This is a genomic window from Aeribacillus sp. FSL M8-0235 (genome assembly GCF_038000355.1).
Lineage (GTDB): Bacteria > Bacillota > Bacilli > Bacillales > Aeribacillaceae > Aeribacillus > Aeribacillus composti.
Window position 1 is genome coordinate 604,787 of record NZ_JBBOBW010000001.1, and the last position, 18,255, is coordinate 623,041.

Annotated in this window: 13 protein-coding genes; 11 read left to right on the forward strand and 2 right to left on the reverse strand. The window is 34.5% G+C overall.

Annotation, left to right across the window (positions count from 1 at the left end; all coding sequences use genetic code 11):
* The first annotated feature begins 39 nt into the window (after positions 1–39).
* The 9 genes from NSQ71_RS03075 (at position 40) to NSQ71_RS03115 (ending at position 14,389) form a co-directional block, all read left to right on the forward strand.
* The gene (locus tag NSQ71_RS03075) at positions 40–2,550 is read left to right on the forward strand and encodes a GW dipeptide domain-containing protein (RefSeq protein WP_340732805.1); all 2,511 of its coding nucleotides are present in this window, start codon (positions 40–42) and stop codon (positions 2,548–2,550) included.
* A 192-nt stretch (positions 2,551–2,742) separates the two neighbouring features.
* Entirely contained in the window at positions 2,743–5,373 is a 2,631-nt protein-coding gene (locus NSQ71_RS03080; RefSeq protein WP_340732806.1) for a CDP-glycerol glycerophosphotransferase family protein, read from the forward strand.
* A gap of 504 nt (positions 5,374–5,877) precedes the next feature.
* Positions 5,878–6,984 carry a polysaccharide pyruvyl transferase CsaB gene (gene csaB / locus NSQ71_RS03085; RefSeq protein WP_340732808.1) on the forward strand — a complete coding sequence of 369 codons (1,107 nt, stop codon included), beginning with the start codon at positions 5,878–5,880 and terminating at the stop codon, positions 6,982–6,984.
* A gap of 26 nt (positions 6,985–7,010) precedes the next feature.
* Complete coding sequence (murJ, locus tag NSQ71_RS03090; RefSeq protein WP_130158272.1) at positions 7,011–8,519, forward strand: murein biosynthesis integral membrane protein MurJ; 1,509 nt, start codon at positions 7,011–7,013, stop codon at positions 8,517–8,519.
* 156 nt (positions 8,520–8,675) lie between these two features.
* Positions 8,676–10,094, forward strand: a complete 1,419-nt coding sequence (locus NSQ71_RS03095; protein WP_340732809.1) for an O-antigen ligase family protein — start codon at positions 8,676–8,678, stop codon at positions 10,092–10,094.
* Complete coding sequence (locus NSQ71_RS03100) at positions 10,091–11,269, forward strand: glycosyltransferase family 4 protein (RefSeq protein WP_340732811.1); 1,179 nt, start codon at positions 10,091–10,093, stop codon at positions 11,267–11,269. The genes NSQ71_RS03095 and NSQ71_RS03100 overlap by 4 nt, the downstream gene beginning before the upstream one ends.
* 61 nt (positions 11,270–11,330) lie before the next feature.
* Positions 11,331–12,083 (forward strand): WecB/TagA/CpsF family glycosyltransferase, encoded by a 753-nt coding sequence (locus NSQ71_RS03105; protein ID WP_340732812.1) that lies wholly within the window; start codon positions 11,331–11,333, stop codon positions 12,081–12,083.
* Complete coding sequence (locus NSQ71_RS03110; RefSeq protein ID WP_340732813.1) at positions 12,080–13,189, forward strand: glycosyltransferase family 4 protein; 1,110 nt, start codon at positions 12,080–12,082, stop codon at positions 13,187–13,189. The genes NSQ71_RS03105 and NSQ71_RS03110 overlap by 4 nt, the downstream gene beginning before the upstream one ends.
* 141 nt (positions 13,190–13,330) lie before the next feature.
* Positions 13,331–14,389, forward strand: a complete 1,059-nt coding sequence (locus tag NSQ71_RS03115) for a glycosyltransferase family 4 protein (RefSeq protein WP_144597242.1) — start codon at positions 13,331–13,333, stop codon at positions 14,387–14,389.
* Positions 14,390–14,503: 114 nt separating this feature from the next.
* On the opposite strand, the gene NSQ71_RS03120 is transcribed toward NSQ71_RS03115, so the two are convergent.
* Complete coding sequence (locus NSQ71_RS03120) at positions 14,504–15,481, reverse strand: LCP family protein (RefSeq protein ID WP_066246871.1); 978 nt, start codon at positions 15,479–15,481, stop codon at positions 14,504–14,506.
* 23 nt (positions 15,482–15,504) lie between these two features.
* A complete protein-coding gene (locus NSQ71_RS03125) occupies positions 15,505–16,143 on the reverse strand; it encodes a YigZ family protein (RefSeq protein WP_340732815.1) in 639 nt (212 codons plus the stop codon).
* A 171-nt stretch (positions 16,144–16,314) separates the two neighbouring features.
* On the opposite strand from NSQ71_RS03125, the gene NSQ71_RS03130 reads away from it, so the two are divergent.
* Together NSQ71_RS03130 and NSQ71_RS03135 are read left to right on the forward strand one after the other, a co-directional pair.
* Positions 16,315–17,472, forward strand: coding sequence for a sensor histidine kinase (locus NSQ71_RS03130; protein WP_130158076.1), 1,158 nt, complete (start codon positions 16,315–16,317; stop codon positions 17,470–17,472).
* 68 nt (positions 17,473–17,540) lie between these two features.
* Entirely contained in the window at positions 17,541–18,218 is a 678-nt protein-coding gene (locus tag NSQ71_RS03135; protein ID WP_063386301.1) for a response regulator, read from the forward strand.
* Positions 18,219–18,255 lie beyond the last annotated feature (37 nt).

Consider the following 18,255-nt stretch of genomic DNA (forward strand, 5'->3'; position numbering starts at 1 on the left):
AAATAATATAGAGTAAAAGTTTGGGAAGTAGGAGGTAATATGAAGAATTTTGTTATAGCATTCTTTTCAATTTTTATTGTAATTATTTTTAGTTTTATAACTCCATCTTATGCAGAAGCTAAAAGCTATCCAGACGTCAATCGTTACATTAATTCGAAAAAATTACCTGTAGCTAGAACAGAATATAATCATATCATGATATTTCCTAAAATGAATTATCGTTATGGCTATGGTCGAGTAGAAGGCGTAGTGGCTCATGAAACAGCAAATGATAATTCATCGATAACAAATGAAATTAATTATATGGTAAAACACTATAATAATGCTTTTGTTCATGCATTTGTTGACCATTCAAGAATTATTGAAATTCACCCAACTGATTTAAAAGCTTGGGGTGCAGGCAAATATGCGAATCCTCGCTTTGTCCATGTTGAACTGGTAAGAGTTAAGACCTTTGATCAGTTCGCCAGATCTATTAATAACTATGCTAGCTATATTGCAAATGTCTTATATAGATACAATTTAGGTGTTACGAGCGCTGAAACGGCCGGTCGAGGAACATTATGGTCGCACAGAGCCGTTAGCATCCATTTAGGCGGTACGACGCATGTTGATCCCCATGGATACTTTCAAAAGTGGGGATACAGTTGGAATCAATTTGTAACACTTGTTAAACAAAAGTATAATGCTTTAACTGCAAAGAAAAAACAATATACTAGCAAACTAGGACATATTCGCTCACGAAATGTCCGTATCTATCCCAATCCTCTAAATTCAGCATATTATAAGGTTGCTGGAGAAAAATATACAAATCAAGTTTACTATATTAAACAAGAAAGTAGCTTAAATGGAATAAAATATTACTTATTGAGTTTAAAACCAAGTAATCGAGAAGGATTAGTGGGATGGGTCAAGGCACAAGATCTAAGTGTTCAAGAACATATAGGCATCAATAAGAAAAAACAAGAGTTTGTAGTTACAGGTTTAGGTAAAGCTTATAATAAAGCTTGGGGCGGCAGAAAAAATGCTGTATATAATAATTTATCTGGATATGCTGGGAAAATATTTGCAGTCAATTTAACAGAAAAAGTTGGCAACACGATTTGGCACAGAGGAAGTTTAAACGGTAGACAAGTATGGATTCAATCAAACTATTTATCTAAACAATATGCAACAAGCAAGCTAGGGCATATACGGACACGACAAGTGAAAATTTACAAAACATTAGGGGATCCGTCGACAGCCATTACATCAGGAGCAGAGTATACCAACCGAGTATACTATATTAAAAAGCAAGCGACCTATAATGGAGATTTATTTTATTTGCTAAGTTTAAACCCAAGCAGCACATCAGGAGTAGTTGGCTGGGTAAAAGCCAAAGACATGGCAGTGAACAGCCACAAAACAGTGGATAAACAGGCAAAAACCTATTATCTAAAAGGAACTGGCAGTGCTTATCGGAAAGCATGGGGTGGAAAGAAAGATTTAGTTTATGAAAATCTATCCCAATATAAAAATCAGGTCTTCCGCGTTCACTTGACGGAAAATGTAGGAAAAAATGTTTGGTACCGCGGGACATTAAATGGAAAAACAGTATTTATCCATTCAAGCTATGTGGCAAAAGCTCAAGAAACAGCTACCAGCAAGCTAGGACATATACGGACACGACAAGTGAAAATTTACAAAACATTAGGAGACCCATCGACAGCTTTTACATCTGGTGCAGAGTATACCAATCAGGTGTACTATATAAAAAAACAAGCAGCGGTGAATGGCCAAGTGTACTATTTGCTTAGTCTAAAACCGAGCAGCACCAATGGTGTAGTCGGATGGGCAAAAGCAGAAGATGTTTCCATAAATACCCACAAAACGGTAGACAAACAAGCAAAATTGTTTACAATCATAGGGAATGGTAGTGCTTATAATAAAGCTTGGGGAGGAAAGAAAAATATTGTTTATACAGACTTATCAGATTATAAGGGAAAAGAATTCAAAGTTGACCTTACAGAAAAAGTTGGTAACAATACTTGGTACAGAGGTCTTTTAGATAATAAAAAAGTATGGATTCACTCGGTCAACCTAGCTGATACAAGAACCACAAGCAAGTTGGGGCATATTCGGACACGGCAAGTGAAAATTTACAAAACATTAGGTGATCCATTGACAGCCATTACATCAGGCGTAGAGTATACCAACCGAGTATACTATATTAAAAAACAAGCGACCTTTAATGGTGATTTGTATTATTTAATTAGTTTAGAACCAAGCAGTATAAATGGTGTAGTCGGATGGGTACATGCAAAAAATATGTCCGTAAATACCCACAAAGCAGTAGACAAACAAGCAAAATTGTTTACGATCAAAGGAACCGGTAGCGCCTATAGCAAGGCTTGGGGAGGAAAGAAAGATGTAGTTTATGAAAATCTTTCCCAATATAAGGGGAAGGTTTTCGAAGTACATTTGACCGAAACCGTTGGGAAAAACACATGGTACCGTGGAAGGTTAAATGGAAAAATAGTTTGGGTACATGAATCTTTCATAAAAAGGTAAATGGCTCAACCTACAGAATTTATGTTGATTCTGTAGGTTTTCCCTTTTTTATTCTCAATTAACCCGTTATAAATATATCTTTTAATGAACAGACATGAACCATTTACTTTTAAATAGTTAACAATTATAATAATCTAGGTAAGTCTATCTGAAACTTTCCTTGCTAACAACTAGGCAGAAAGGTAGTAAAAAATGATTACTGAAAAATTAAAAAAGAAAATTAAAAATTTTAATAGAAACAAATATTTATATTATTACCAAAAATATTATAAAAAGTTAAAAATTCAACAAAACTGTGTTCTAATTGAGTCTACTCATGGGGCAAATATTTCTGGTCATATGTTTTACATTTTGCAAGAACTGGAAAAAAATTATAATCATTTAAATTTATTTGTTGCGGCAAAAAATATTGAGTCAATACAAAAATTTTTGAACGATCAAAATATAAAACGTGCAAAGGTTGTTAAGCACCTTTCTAAGGAATATTGCAGGTTGCTTGCAAGTGCCAAATATCTGTTCAATGATACTACTTTTTATCCTTTTTTCAATAAGAAAGAAGGACAAATTTATATTAATATATGGCATGGCACCCCATTAAAAAAACTTGGGAAGGATTTAGAAAATGTTACTGAAGTTGGCAATGTGCAAAAAAACTTTTATATGACAGATAAAATTATAGTGAATAATGAATATACAAGAAATATTATTGAACATGCTTTCAATATTTCTGGTGTGTATCAGGGGAAAATGGTTGTTGGTCCCTCTCCTAGAAACTCTGTAATGTTTGATGAAAAAATACGCCAAAAAATTCGTTCTGAACTAGGAGTAACGAACGAAAAAATATATTTCTATATGCCCACTTGGAGAGGAAGTGTCGGGCGTGTTAATCATGACCACAGCAAAATCCTCTCTGATTTAGAAGAAATTTCCGGAAAACTCCAAAAAAATGAAATATTTTTTGTGAAATTACATCCTTTTCAAGCGAATATTGATCTTTCTGAATTTGAAAATATATATTCAATGCCTGAAAAATATGAAGTCTACCAATTTTTAACTGCAGTTGATGTTTTGATTACTGATTATTCATCAGTAATGTATGATTTTCTTGTTACAGGGCGAAAAATTGTGCTTTACACATATGATAAAGAAGATTATTTTAGTACACGTGGTGTATATGAAGATATTGACGATTATCCATTTGTTCAAGCAAAAACAGTTGACGAATTATTAATTGCTTTAAGAGATAATAAAACTTTTTCATACAAAGAAATGCAAGAAAAATTTTGCCCATTTGACAATATTGAAGGTACTAAAATTTTATGTGATTATTTGTTTAATGATACAACTTACGATTGTATTACAGAAACGGATATCTATAACGGCAAAAAAACAACAGCTATTTTTTGTGGTGGTTTATGGGATAATGGAATAACGTCTGCCTTGTTAAACATGTTAAATAATATTGATACTTCTCAAAGAAACTACATCTTATTTTTTGAACGTAAACGACTAAAAAAAGAACATTTTTATAAAGTGCGGGATCTACCAGAGGGAGTTTTGTACTATCCAATCCCAGGCGGACTAAATGGTACTTTTATTGAGCGTATATTTTATAAATTTTATTTTAAATATGAGTGGTTTAAAGGGCCAGTTGTACAACATTTTGTCAAAAACATGTTTTTGCCTGAGCAGAGGCGTTTTTTTGGTGATTTAAAAATAGATGATTACATTCATTATACTGGCTTTGATCGGAAATTTGCGGAATTACTTTCGCACTTAGATGAAAATATCAACAAAATTATTTTTGTCCACACCGATATGTTTAAGGAGTATGAAGCAAAGAAAAGTTATAGTAAAAAAATTATTTTCGGAGCGTACAAGAAAGCGGATAAGATCGCTATTGTAAATGGATCATTAAAGGATGATTTGGAAAATAATTTGCCCTTTACAAAAGGAAAGATTTTCACAGTAAATAACTTTTTTGGTGAAAAACGCGTGCGTGAACTTGCAAAAGAAAATATTTTTGCAACGATCTTTCCAACTTCTATTACGTATGCTTATGTTCCGACAGAAAAAATGAATTTCCAACATTTGAATAAAAATATTAATCTTTTTTTACAGAGCCATGAAAGATTTCAAGAATATAATAATCTAAACATACGGGATGATTTGGATCAACTAATGAAAGAAAACCATGTTAATATTGCAAAAAGAATCGAGGAAAAAATAAATTTAGCAAATGAAATCATAATAGAAAAAACTATTGGCAAAAGTAAATCTCGATTGCTAAATGAATTATTTGACGAAAATATTAAATTCTTCATTAACATTGGGCGTTTTGCGTATGAAAAAGGGCATGAACGGCTAATTGAAGCTTTTGAAAAAGTTAATAAAGAAAATCCAAATACAAGATTAATTATTATTGCTCCTCATGGTCCATTAAAGAATAAAACCGTTCGGCAAGTAAGAAACAGTTCAGCAAAATCGTCTATTTATATTCTTGGAAGAATGAGCAATCCGTACGCCTTACTAAAATTATGTGATGCCTTTGTATTATCTTCTTATTATGAAGCATTAGGTCTGGTAGTATTTGAATCTCTCGCCGTTGGAACGGCTGTCATTACAGTAGATTTAGAAGGAACAGTAAAATATTTACAAAATAATGAGGCTATTATTGTAGAAAATAGTACGGAAGGGCTTTATCAAGGAATGCGTAAGTTTTTATTGAACCCTTATAATTTCAATTCGTTCAATTTTGAAAAATATACAAAACAATCTATAGAACAATTTAATTCTTTATTAAATCATTCCCTTATTAGGTAGTAATTCTCCTAATAAGGGGATTTTTTATTATATAATTTCTATTTTTCGGGATCGATGATAGTAAGCGCCAAATCTAAACATCTTTTAACCTACATTATAATGAATGGAAGATAAAGTTGGAAGAAACATAAAAAGCAGCGTGACAGAGTGGTGCACCGCAAATGAAGTGAAAAATCACCTTTTTTTAACTGGATTTAGAAGGTAGTCTCATCGTTTGAGGAAATGAAAAGGTTCTTATAAAACTTGCGAAAAAAACTATTGGATTTAATCAAGTCATTTAAGAAAATCACAAATAACGCTTAAAATACAACAATTGAACATTTAAACATTTATTTATAAAAAGGATTACCATTTCTTTTGAAAGGCAATAATGAATCATAATAAATTTGCGTTTACATTAAGTTCATGTAAAAAATGTTAAAACCCCATATTTTGAGCGTTCTTCATTGTAAAATAATAATATCATATCGGCATCTCTATTCATTCTTGGGGGAGGTTTATGAAGTGAAAGTCGTGATATCAGGGTTTTTCGGTGCGGGGAATACGGGAGATGAAGCTATATTGGAATCAATGATCGATAATTTAAGGGCGGAAATTGATCCGATTAATATAACTGTTTTTTCACTGTCCCCTGAAGAGACCTCACGGAAGCATCAAGTAAAAAGTATATATAGAGGCTGGCGTCGTGATTTTCTAAAAAAGATTCAGGCACTTCGCGAGGCTGATCTATTGTTAAGTGGAGGCGGAGGGCTTTTGCAGGATACATATTCGACAAAATTTTTATTTGGACCATTGCCATATTATTTATTAATTGTGTTTTTAGCGAAGCTGTGTGGAACGAAGGTAATGTTTTTTTCCCAAGGTATCGGGCCGATTGAAACCCGATGGGCAAAAATTTTAATGAAAATATTTGCAAATATGGCAGACTTTATAACAGTAAGGGATGAGTTTTCAAAGGATTTGCTTATAAAATTGGGGATAAATAAGCCGAAAACAGTCGTAACGGCGGATATTGTGTTTGCTTTTAAAATAAAGCAGGATGATGCCTGTTATAAAAGTTTACCGTTAACAGGTAAAGAAAAAATTATTGCTGTCTCAGTTCGTCCATGGTTTCGTCATCATCAGGCATTTCAAGTTTTAGCGGACGCGCTTGATGAATTAATTGAAAAGGATCAATTCACGCCCGTCTTTGTTCCAATGGAGGGAGAACATGACAGGATACAGTCTGAAAAAGTGATGGGTTTAATGAAGAACCGTGATAAGTGCTATATTTTGAACACTGACTTTAAACCGCATCAATATTTATATTTTTTTAGGCATGCCAAAATTGCGATTGGTATGCGGCTTCATTTCCTTATCTTTGCCGCCAAAATGGGGACACCGCATATTGGAATAAGTTATGATCCGAAGGTAAAAAACTTTCTGGAAAGAACCGGATTGTGGTGTTATTCTTTTTCAATGGAAAATCTTGAAAAGCAGCGCTTACTGGAAAACTTCCGGGCAATATTGATGGAGAAACAAAACGTTAAAATGAAATTAACAAAAAGTATTCAAGATTTGCAGCAGGAAGCAAAAAGGAATATTTATCTCATGAAAGAAAACTTTTTGTAAATGTTTATGGTAAAGAAGGTGTCATGATGTCAACACTCAAAAAAGCGGCGATTTGGTCAACGATCTTGGCTATTGTTTTGAAGCTCTCCGGTTTTTTAAGAGAAAGTATCATGGCCAAGGAGTTTGGAGCAAATGAATATACGGATGGCTATTTAATTGCTTTTTCTTTCATAACATTAGTCGTAGCAATGATTTCTAGCGGATTTAATCATGCCTTTTTACCAATATATATAAAAGAGAAGAACAAAAATAGCCAATTAGCAGATCAAAATGCAAATGCTGTATTAAATTATACAGTTTTCCTTTTTTTATGCTTATCGATTGTTGTATTTCCTTTCTATCCAATCATTTTGAAAACTTTATTTCCAGCTATGAATGCAGTAACAGAACATGTAGCTGTAAAAATAACCGCGATTTTCCTGCCTTTTATAAGTTTAATTGTATTAAGCGGAATTTTGGATACGTATTTGCAAAGCAAAAGAAGTTTTATTCCTGCTCATGTATCAAAATTGCTGCCAACGTTGTTTGCTGCAATATTTGCATTGACATTATCGGAAGTATTAGAAATTTACAGCTTAATTTACGGGTTTATTATCGGTACCCTTTTGGGTGTGTTCATTCAATTTTTTTATTTAAAAAAAAATGGCTATCATTGGGCATTTACTTTTAATATAGAGAGGCAATTTCGAAAAAGCATCATTGTATTATTTCTCCCTTCAGTCGCCAATTCGGTAGTCGGTCAAATTAATATGTTCGTTGACAAAATGTTTGCTACAAGTACAATTAGCGGAGCTGTCACATATTTAAACAATGCTTCATTAATTGTAAGCATTCCCTTCACTATTTTCAGCACAACGATTGCGGCCATTATATTTACGATTTTGTCTGAAAAGGTAGAGGACGATCGAAGCTTTGAGAGAACCGTATTTCTTGGCGTTGAATCATCCGTGCTATTATTATTGCCTGTAACAATCGGTGTAATGTTGTTGGGGGATTTAGCCATTTCATTTGTATATGAAAGAGGAGAATTTACCAGTGCGGATACGAAAAAAACGTTTGCCGCCTTAATTTATTATGCACCATTAATTTTGTTACAGGGTACACAATCGGTAGTTTCTAAAGCGATCTATGTAAAAGAAAAGACAGTATTTCTGTTTATAGTTAGTGTAAGTACAATAGTGCTCAATGTTATTTTAAATTATTTTTTTGCAATAAAACTTGGATATATTGGTTTAGCTTTATCGAGCTCCATTGTTTCATTATACTATCTTGTTTTGACAGTCATTTACGTTTATCGCCAATTTCACGTTAGCGAGCAAAAAAAACTTTTGCAGCTTTTAGTAAGGATTGTAGTTCCATGTGTAATGATGGCTGCCGTTATTATTTTGATAAGAAGAGCGGCATTTTTACAAAATGTTTATTCATTATTTCAGCTGCTGGTCATTTCTATAGTTGCAGCTATTGTCTATGCAATTGGCATATATTTTTTCTATCGAGACGGATATAACCGTTTTAAAAAGCTGCTAATGAAATAATAATGGTGAAATCTTTACGATATTTTAATACTCTGTTTGCAAAAATCAATAATTTCTTAAAAATGGTTTGTTATGATTACTGGTATTAAAACATAATAAATTAGAAAAGATGATGATTGGGTGATAATGATGGAACGGTTAAGGAACTCGTCGTTCATGATTTCGCTAATATTATTGGTAGCCGCTTTATTTACCTCTAATCAATATATTGGCTATTTCATTTCCTTGCTCATTATTGCATTAATTTCGGTAAATTGGAAATCTGCCATTTTTGTTTTGATCATCTATTTTCCTATTCGCCCATTTTTAATTGAAATGAACCCGGGATTGAAATATTTAGGGGACGGAATCATTTGTGTGTTATTTTTCCTTATTGTCATACAAAAAGTTATCATACATAAAGAATGGTTTGGACGCACTTTTTTATTTTCAGTCTTTTTTCTTCTCTTTTGTTTAATTGGTGTTGTTTCAGCATTCATAACAGGAGTGGAGATAACTTCCATTATTTTTCAAATCAGGGCATTCGTACTTACTTTTTTATGTATGATCATTGTTAGTGAATTGAAAATTACTGAAAAAGACATTGCACAATTTCTTCTTGTGACTGTCTGTTTAGCAACTGTTTTATCTGTTCATGGCTTAATTGAAAAGCTATCATTACGCACATTGCTTCTTCCAGAAGCGTGGGTTCAAATGGATTTGGCAGAAACAAACCGAATTCGCATTTATGGACTTGCCGGAAATCCGAACATTTTAGCGACGTATTTAATGATTTCATTTTTTTCGGTTTTTTATTTAATCAAAAAGTTTGATCGTTTTAAACCACTTTTATATGTGATCGCAACGCTAATTTTTGGCGTTGTATTATTGACCTATTCAAGAGGTACGATTCTTTCATTCGCAATTGCTTATCTTGTTTTTATTGCTGCAACACGTCAGTGGAAATTAGTGAAATCACAAACCATTGTGATTGCGGCTGCATTGTTTATCATATTTTTGCCGACTGCTTATACTGCTGAATATATAGAAAATTATTTTAATGACAAGCAGCTGGCAGAGCAATCTCAGAAAAAGATACATAAAGAGAATCGTTATTTCGACATGTTTTCAGATGATACCATTTCAAAAAGCACAGAAGGTGGCAGAATTTTTATTATTAAAAAGGGAATAGAAATTTTTAAAGAACATCCGCTGATTGGAACCGGCTTTGGAACTTACGGCGATTCAGCCTCATGGGCGTTTGGTTCACCTATTTTAAAGGAATATGGAATTCATAATCCCATCTATTCGGATAATCAATATATTCAAATATTAGTTCAGACAGGTGTAATAGGCGCTTTGTTTTTCTTTCTTTTTTTTGTTGTGTTAATCATTACGATTATTCGCAGTCATTGCGAAAAAATTGAAAAATGGATAGTGCTGGCGTTTTTAATAGCTGGAGCGGCAGCGGCGGCATTCTATAATATTTTGGAAGATAAAACATTTACGCTTTATTTTTATATTGTTTTGGGTTTCTTGTTAAACAAGCACCGGAAATATTCCATTCAATCAAAAAATGTAGGGGATGAGTTATGAATATTTTAATGACAACCATTTTTGAAATTCCGCATGAGGGCGGCTTATCTACACATGTTCTCACTTTAAAAAATGGTTTAGAAGAGCTTGGGCATAACGTCGATATATTGTCATTTTCTAGTATGAATCCCATTTTGAAAAAAATTTATGCCCAAGCACCAGGATATTTGCTCAATAAGATTCAAAAAGGAAAAGGACAGGTGATCAATGATGGCCAACGGAAAAAAATGTTGAAATCGATATTGAAAAAAACAAAAAAGCGTTATGACGTCATCCATTGCCATGATGTGTACGCTGCTCTTGCAGCTGTTGAAAGCAACATGCCGACAGTTGCAACCGTACATGGATATTTTTCATATGAAGCGATCAGCAGGGGAGCAATTTTGAAGGATAGTAAAGAAGATCAATATATTCAGCTGATTGAAAAGGAGGCATATGAAAAAGCGGACCATTTAATAGCAGTTGACACAAGAATTCAACAATATATTTTTGATAAAACAAATAAAAAAGCGACCGTTATAAAAAATTTTATCAATACAAATGAATTTAAGCCGCAATTATATCATAAACAAGAAGTTCGAAAACGTTTGGGCCTTCCAGAAAACAGGAAGATCTTATTTGTACCACGAAGATTGACGGAGAAAAACGGGGTCATTTATCCAACACTCGCACTCCCTAATGTATTAGAAATATTTCCAGAAACGTTATTAGTTTATGCTGGTACAGGGGAGCAAATGGAAAATATTTCAGCAAAAGTGCAACAATTACAATTAGAAGATCATGTTCAGCTACTAGGCTCTGTTCCTCATGACCAAATGATGCAGCTTTATTCCGCGGCTGATGTTGTGCTAATACCCAGCGTTCACTCCTATGGAGTAGAAGAGGCGACATCGATTTCAGCGTTAGAAGCCATGGGATCTGGTTCTCCAGTCATAGCTTCTGCTGTCGGTGGATTGAAAGAAATCATTCATGATCAGGAGGATGGTCTACTAGTAGAAGAAAAAAATCCGGAGGAGCTTGCGAAAGCAATCATAAAATTGCTGAAAGACTCAAAATTCAGTGAAAATCTTGCAGAACAGGCAAGAGAAAAAATTGAACGAGAATATTCGCATATTGAAGCAGCCAAGAAAGTTTCTGAAATATATAATCAAGTACAATTGAAAAAGATTTGTTAAAAAAGAATAAAATGATTCCTATACTTTCCTAAGAAGGGGTTATGAGAATTTGGGGATGACTATGAAAGAAAAAGTAAACATTTTAGGAATACCTTTTATAAAAACTAAAAGAGAAGAATTAACAAAATTGCTTATTGATAAAATGGATTATCAAGAAAAATGCTTTGTTGTGACGGCCAATCCGGAAATTGTTATGCATGCCCAAAAAGATGCTGAATATCAAAAAACTGTTCTTTCAGCAGATTATATCGTACCGGATGGAATTGGAATAATTATTGCTTCACGGATAATACGGGATCATTTGCCGGAGAGGGTGGCTGGCTTTGATTTGATGATGGATTTGTTAAGTGAAATTAACAAACGGAAGAAAAAAATTTTTTTACTTGGGGCAGAAGTTACAGTTGTAAAAAAGGCAGCTCAAAAAATTTCTGAAAGGTTTCCGCAAATTCAAATAGTCGGTTATCATCATGGATATTTTCAATTGGACGATCTAGAAATAGCACAAAAAGTTCTTCATTCGGATGCAGACTTAATTTTGGTTGCATTAGGTTTTCCAAGACAAGAAATGTGGATTTCTAAATATTATCAAATGTTTACTAAAGGCGTTTTTATTGGTGTTGGCGGCAGTTTCGATGTTTTGGCTGAAAAAGTAAAAAGAGCACCTGTTTTATGGCAAAAATTAAATATTGAATGGCTTTATCGGCTCATTCAACAACCTTCCCGTTGGAAGCGCATGATAGCATTGCCACAGTTTCTTATCAAAATTATATGGTTAAAATTCAAAAAAAATGTGAGGATGAGGTTAAATTTATGAAAGTCCTGCATTTAAATGCTGGAAATGAAACAGGCGGAGGCATGGTTCATATTTTGTCATTATTGAAAGAATTCAATAGGGACGAATTCATTCTAGGCGTTTTTGAAGAAGGGAAGCTTCTTGAGAAAGCAAATGAATTGGGGATAAAGACAGTTTTATTTCCACAAAAAACGAAATGTGATATTACTATCGTAAAAAATATCGTACAATTTATCCGTGAGCATCACATCCATATGTATCATACCCACGGTCCGAGAGCAAATGTAATAGGGGCACTAGTACGCTTATTCACTCCCTGTAAATGGATTGTGACTGTTCATAGTGACCCAAGACAAGATTTTATTGCCAAGGGGTTTATCGGAAAAATGCTTTCAAATTTAAATATATTCTCCTTTCGCAGAGCTGATCATATTTTTGCGATTTCCGAACGTTTTAAAAAAATATTAATTGATTTACAAATCGAAGAAAGAAAAATAACAACGATCTTCAATGGAATAGATTTTTCGAAAACGCTGGAACCACCCTATAAGCGGGAGGAGTTTAATTTAAGCAAAGATGCTTTTGTGATTGTAATGGTTGCCCGGCTGGAAAAAATAAAGGGGCACCTTATAGCATTTAAAGCATTTAAACAGGTGCTTCAAAGCTGTCCGTCAAGCCATCTGTTATTGATAGGAAGCGGTTCGTTAGAAAATGAGTTGAAACGAAAAGTTGTGAAAGAGGGGTTGCAAAACCGGGTCCATTTTCTTGGTTATAGAGAAGATGTAGAGAGAATTTTGCCAATTGCAGATGTACTATTGCTTTCATCGTTTAGTGAAAGTTTTCCACTTGTCATTTTAGAAGCGGCTAGAGCCAAAATACCTGTCATAACAACGAATGTCGGCGGTGTTCACCATTTAATTTCCGATAAAAGCTTAGGCTGGATTGTCCCGATCGGCGATCATGAAAAATTAAAAAGATCTATAATGGAAGCTTCTGCATTAAAAAAACGGGGAAAATTGAAAGAATTTGGTGAAAGGCTTTATTTAAAAGCTTCTAAAAATTATTCGATTCAAAAATTTTCCGAAAGCATTTACAGTACCTATAAAAAAATATTAGATATTATGTGAAAAGGTGCAAAGGTTTGCGCTGATCGTCTGCTACTTGTGGTATAATCTAAAATGGTGTTGTGGAATTTTTTTGCTAGCGGTTCCTATAGCGTATGGAGATTTGAGATGTGGTTACATTAAGGGTTGAGGAGGAAAATTTTAATGATATATATATCCTTGATCATTTGTTTTGTCGTTTCTGTTCTCATAACACCAATTATAAAAAAATTTGCTTTTAAAATCGGAGCTGTTGATAAACCTAATAATCGAAAAGTACATAGCAAGTTAATGCCAAGAATTGGCGGATTAGGAATATTTATGTCGTTTTTGGTCGGATTTTTACTTTTAAGGCCGGAAAACCAATACAGCATCCCGATTTTAATTGGAAGCTTCATTATTGTGATTACCGGCATAATTGATGATATTTATGAAATATCTCCAAAATTTAAATTATTAGGACAAGTATTAGCTGCATCCATTGTCATTTATCATGGTTTAGATGTTGAATTTATTAATTTGCCTTTTGGAGGCCAGATCGAATTTGGAATTTTTACGATACCGATTACTTTATTATGGATTGTCGGGATTACAAATGCGATCAACCTTATTGATGGCTTAGATGGATTGGCAGCAGGAGTGTCATCCATTGCGATTATTACCATTTTTGTGATGGCAATTATTATGGGGGATTTTTTCGTTGCCGGCATGTGTTTAATTTTGTTAGGGAGTACGTTAGGGTTTCTTGTCTATAATTTTTATCCCGCCAAAATTTTCATGGGGGATACTGGAGCATTATTTTTAGGATATATGATTGCTGTACTTTCATTGTTGGGATTCAAAAATGTCACCTTTATATCATTTATTGTACCAATTATTATTCTAGGCGTGCCAATCTCTGACACGTTTTTTGCTATTATTCGCCGTATCGTGAGGAAAAAACCATTGTCTTCTCCTGATAAATCACATCTTCATCATTGTTTGTTAAATTTAGGTTTTGGACATAGGGAGACTGTTTTAATCATTTATACAATGAGTGCAATTTTTGGAGGAGTAGCCATCATTTTTTCGCAAGCGACAATGTGGGTTTCATTAATTGTCATTTCGATTTTATTGATTGCCATTGAATTGGTGGTTGAGATAACAGGATTAATTGGTTCAAATTACAAACCGATATTAAAGCTGTTTAGAGAAATAAAAGTTGAAAATATGAAAAACCGATAAATAAGCAGAAGAGATTGTAATGAATTTTTGTTCCATTACGAATCTCTTTTTTTGTTTGCACATGATCATTTACAGGAATAAAAAATCAGGCTTCCCGCCTGATTCATACAGAAATCATTGATCTAGGTTTGATGACAGCATGGCATTGTACTCCAAATGCTCTCTCAACTCCGTTGAAACTTTTTCCAAAGAATCCTCTTCCAGTTGGTAATAGTAAGTTCCATTTATCGGATTATCGTGCCCGTCAATTGTTAAAGATTCAATGCTGCTGATGGAACCGGAATATTTTTGCAGCGCTAAGACATTACCAATGCTGAAATTTGTCGTTAAGTTTTTCCCTAAAGAGTCGATAATATCATCGTATTTCGTGATAGCAGATAAGGATGAACTCTTTTTAATTATTGCCTTTATAACCTCTTGTTGCCGCTTGCCTCTTCCGATATCGCCTAATGGATCTTTTTTGCGCATTCGGACATATGCTAAAGCTTCCTCGCCATTTAACGTTTGTACACCTTTCTTAATATGAATGGCGTTCTTTCTCCCTTTACTATCTTGCTCAGTAAATTCTCTGTCGCTGTTCACTTCAACGCCGCCAAGGGCATCAACAATATTAATAAAGGCGTTAAAATTTAATTCTACATAATAATCGACGGGAATATTCAACAAGTTTTCAACTGTCTGAACCGTTAAATCTTTTCCACCAAAGGCATGGGCGTGTGTAATTTTATCCAGATTATGTCCTGGGATTTCCACCCTTGAATCTCTAGGGATGCTGACCATTTTAATCGATTTTTCATCTTTATTAAATGATGCCAGGATTAAGGCGTCAGATCGGCTTTTCTTTTCACCTGGCCGCGCATCGACTCCAATGAACAACACCGAAAAATTATCTTTTTTCGGATCAACTGGTTGTTCCCTTAATTCAGATTTCCTTCCTCTCTCCAGATCTTCTTGTGCTAGAAAAGAAGCATTAGCTAATTTGATCGATAGATAAACGGCGTAACCGCCAGCAATTAAAAACAGGATTAAAAATAAACAGCCAAAGACTCTTAATTTTTTTTTCTTTTTCTTTTTTCTCGTTCTCCTATTCATGTCTAACTCCTTATTTTTTAAATTTAGTTTTTAACCTTCTCCTCCAAATATACTAATTCGCCTTCTTTGATCACACATTTCCCATTGGTGAGATCGGTCATCCAGTCTTTGAAGCTTTGAACCTGGCCTTCCTCTACATATGTTTCAACTTCCACATGATCGGTATAGTAGATGTCTTTCAGCTTATAGACAGACGAGCGCAATTCGTTTTCGATTTTGCCGAGAAAGCTGTAATCAAACGTAGTGCGAATAATTTTCATTAGATTGCGTTCGATGATGCCAACGTGGTCAATGGCTTCTGAAACAGCTTTTCCGTATGCACGGATCAGCCCGCCGGCGCCGAGTTTAATCCCGCCGAAGTAACGGGTGACAACAACGACAGTGTCTTTTAGTTGTTTCTTTTTCAACACTTCAAGCATCGGCACTCCTGCTGTTCCGCTTGGCTCTCCGTCGTCGTTCGCTTTTTGAATTTGGTCATGCTCTCCAATTAAATATGCGGAGCAGTTATGTGTGGCATCCCAATGTTTTTTTTTGATTGTATCAATAAACTCTTGAGCTTCTTTCTCAGTTTTGGCACGATTAATATAGCAGATAAATCGTGATTTTTGAATCACGATTTCATGCTCTCCAAAGCCAGCTACGGTATAATAGGAGGAAAGCATTGTGTATCACCTCCGCAGAAGAAACAAAACGGCATAACTTTTTTTGACAAAAATCGACTTTTTTTATAAAAAAACACTCACATTAGAATATTATAAAACGACAAAATTTTTACTTCAATTATGAACTGATAAAGTTTTTGTAACAACTTTTTTAAAATGGAGGAAAAGGCTGTGAACTCCAAAAAAATAGATTCTGCTGTAATAGACGATATTTTAAATAAAATGATCGAAACCGTCCAATCAAGCAAAGATCAAATTTTTGAAATCGGTGAAAAATCCCGCACAGAGTATGAGAAAATAGTAGAAGAATTGGAAGAAGTGAAAGAGCAAGTAAGTGAGGTGATAGAGCAAACCGATAAGCTGACGATTCAATCGAAAATCGCACGGCAGCGCCTCGTGGAAGTCAGCCGCAACTTCAACAAGTTTTCAGAACAAGATATTTTGAATGCCTATGAAAAAGCGCAAAATATTCAAATTGAACTGGCCATGCTCCAAGAAAAAGAAAAACAATTAAGAAAACGGCGGGATGAATTGGACCGCCGGCTTTTATCATTAAAAGAAATGATTGAACGAGCAGAGGTCATAGTAGGTCAAATTACTGTTGTGCTGCAATATTTAAACCAAGATTTGCGGCAGGTTGGCGATTTGCTGGAAGATGCAAAGAAAAAACAAGCCTTTGGCTTAAGAATTATAGAAGCGCAGGAAGAAGAACGGAAACGGGTGTCACGTGAAATACATGACGGACCAGCTCAAATGCTTGCAAATGTTTTGATGCGCTCTGATCTGATTGAACGAGTTTTTCGGGAAAAAGGGACTGCAGAGGGGTTTCAGGAAGTTCAAAATTTGAAAATAATGGTGAGAAATGCGTTATCTGAGGTTCGGCGCATTATATACGACTTAAGACCTATGGCTTTGGATGATTTAGGTCTCATTCCAACACTTAGAAAGTACCTTTCTACTATTCAAGAATATGAAAAAGACATAAAAATCAATTTTCAAAACATCAGTGATGTGGAAGAAAAACGGCTTCCGGCGAAATTTGAAGTGGCCTTGTTCCGGTTAGTTCAAGAATCTGTAACGAACGCTTTGAAGCATGCGGAAGCAAAGCAAATTGACGTTAAATTTGAAGTCCGTCCAAACCAAGTAAATGTTGCAATAAAAGACGACGGCAAAGGCTTTGATGTAAAGAAAGTGTTTAAAGAAAAAAAGGAGTCATTCGGTTTAATGGGAATGAAAGAACGAGTGGAGCTGTTGAATGGGAAAATGGCAGTCCATTCTGCACCCGGAAAAGGAACGTTCATTATTATTCAATTGCCTACTAATCTATGAAATAGAGAAATGGTCTGATTGACTTCATGCATACATCACTGAAAAAATAATAATGGGGAGGATTGTAAATGAATAATCAAGTTAAAATTGTCATAATAGATGACCATGCTCTGTTTCGGGAAGGTATAAAACGTATTCTTGATTTTGAGCCTAATTTTGAAGTGGTTGCGGAAGCTTATGACGGCAGTGAAGCTTTAACAGTTGTTGAAAGCTATATGCCGGATGTTGTCATTATGGATATTAATATGCCTGGTGTAAATGGCGTTGAAGCTACTAAGCAGCTGGTTAATTCATATCCGGATACGAAGGTTATTATATTATCGATCCACGATGATGAAAATTATGTGATACATGCTTTGAAGACCGGAGCGAGAGGATATTTATTGAAGGAAATGGATGCTGACACTTTAGTAGAAGCAGTTAAAATCGTGGCAGAGGGAGGAAGCTATTTACATCCAAAAGTAACTCACAATCTAGTCAATGAGTTCCGCCGTCTGTCATCAGCCAATAATGGACAAATTCCAGCTACAGTCCGGCGCCCTCTTCATATTTTAACCCGACGTGAGTGTGAAGTTTTGCAAATGCTTGCTGATGGAAAAAGCAATAGAAGAATCGGTGAAACGCTGTTCATTAGCGAAAAAACGGTGAAAAACCATGTCAGCAACATTTTGCAAAAATTAAATTGCAACGATCGAACACAAGCTGTAGTTCTTGCCATTAAAAACGGTTGGGTGGAAGTTAAGTAAAGTTACATATTTTCCATGGCGATTAATTTTGAACGAT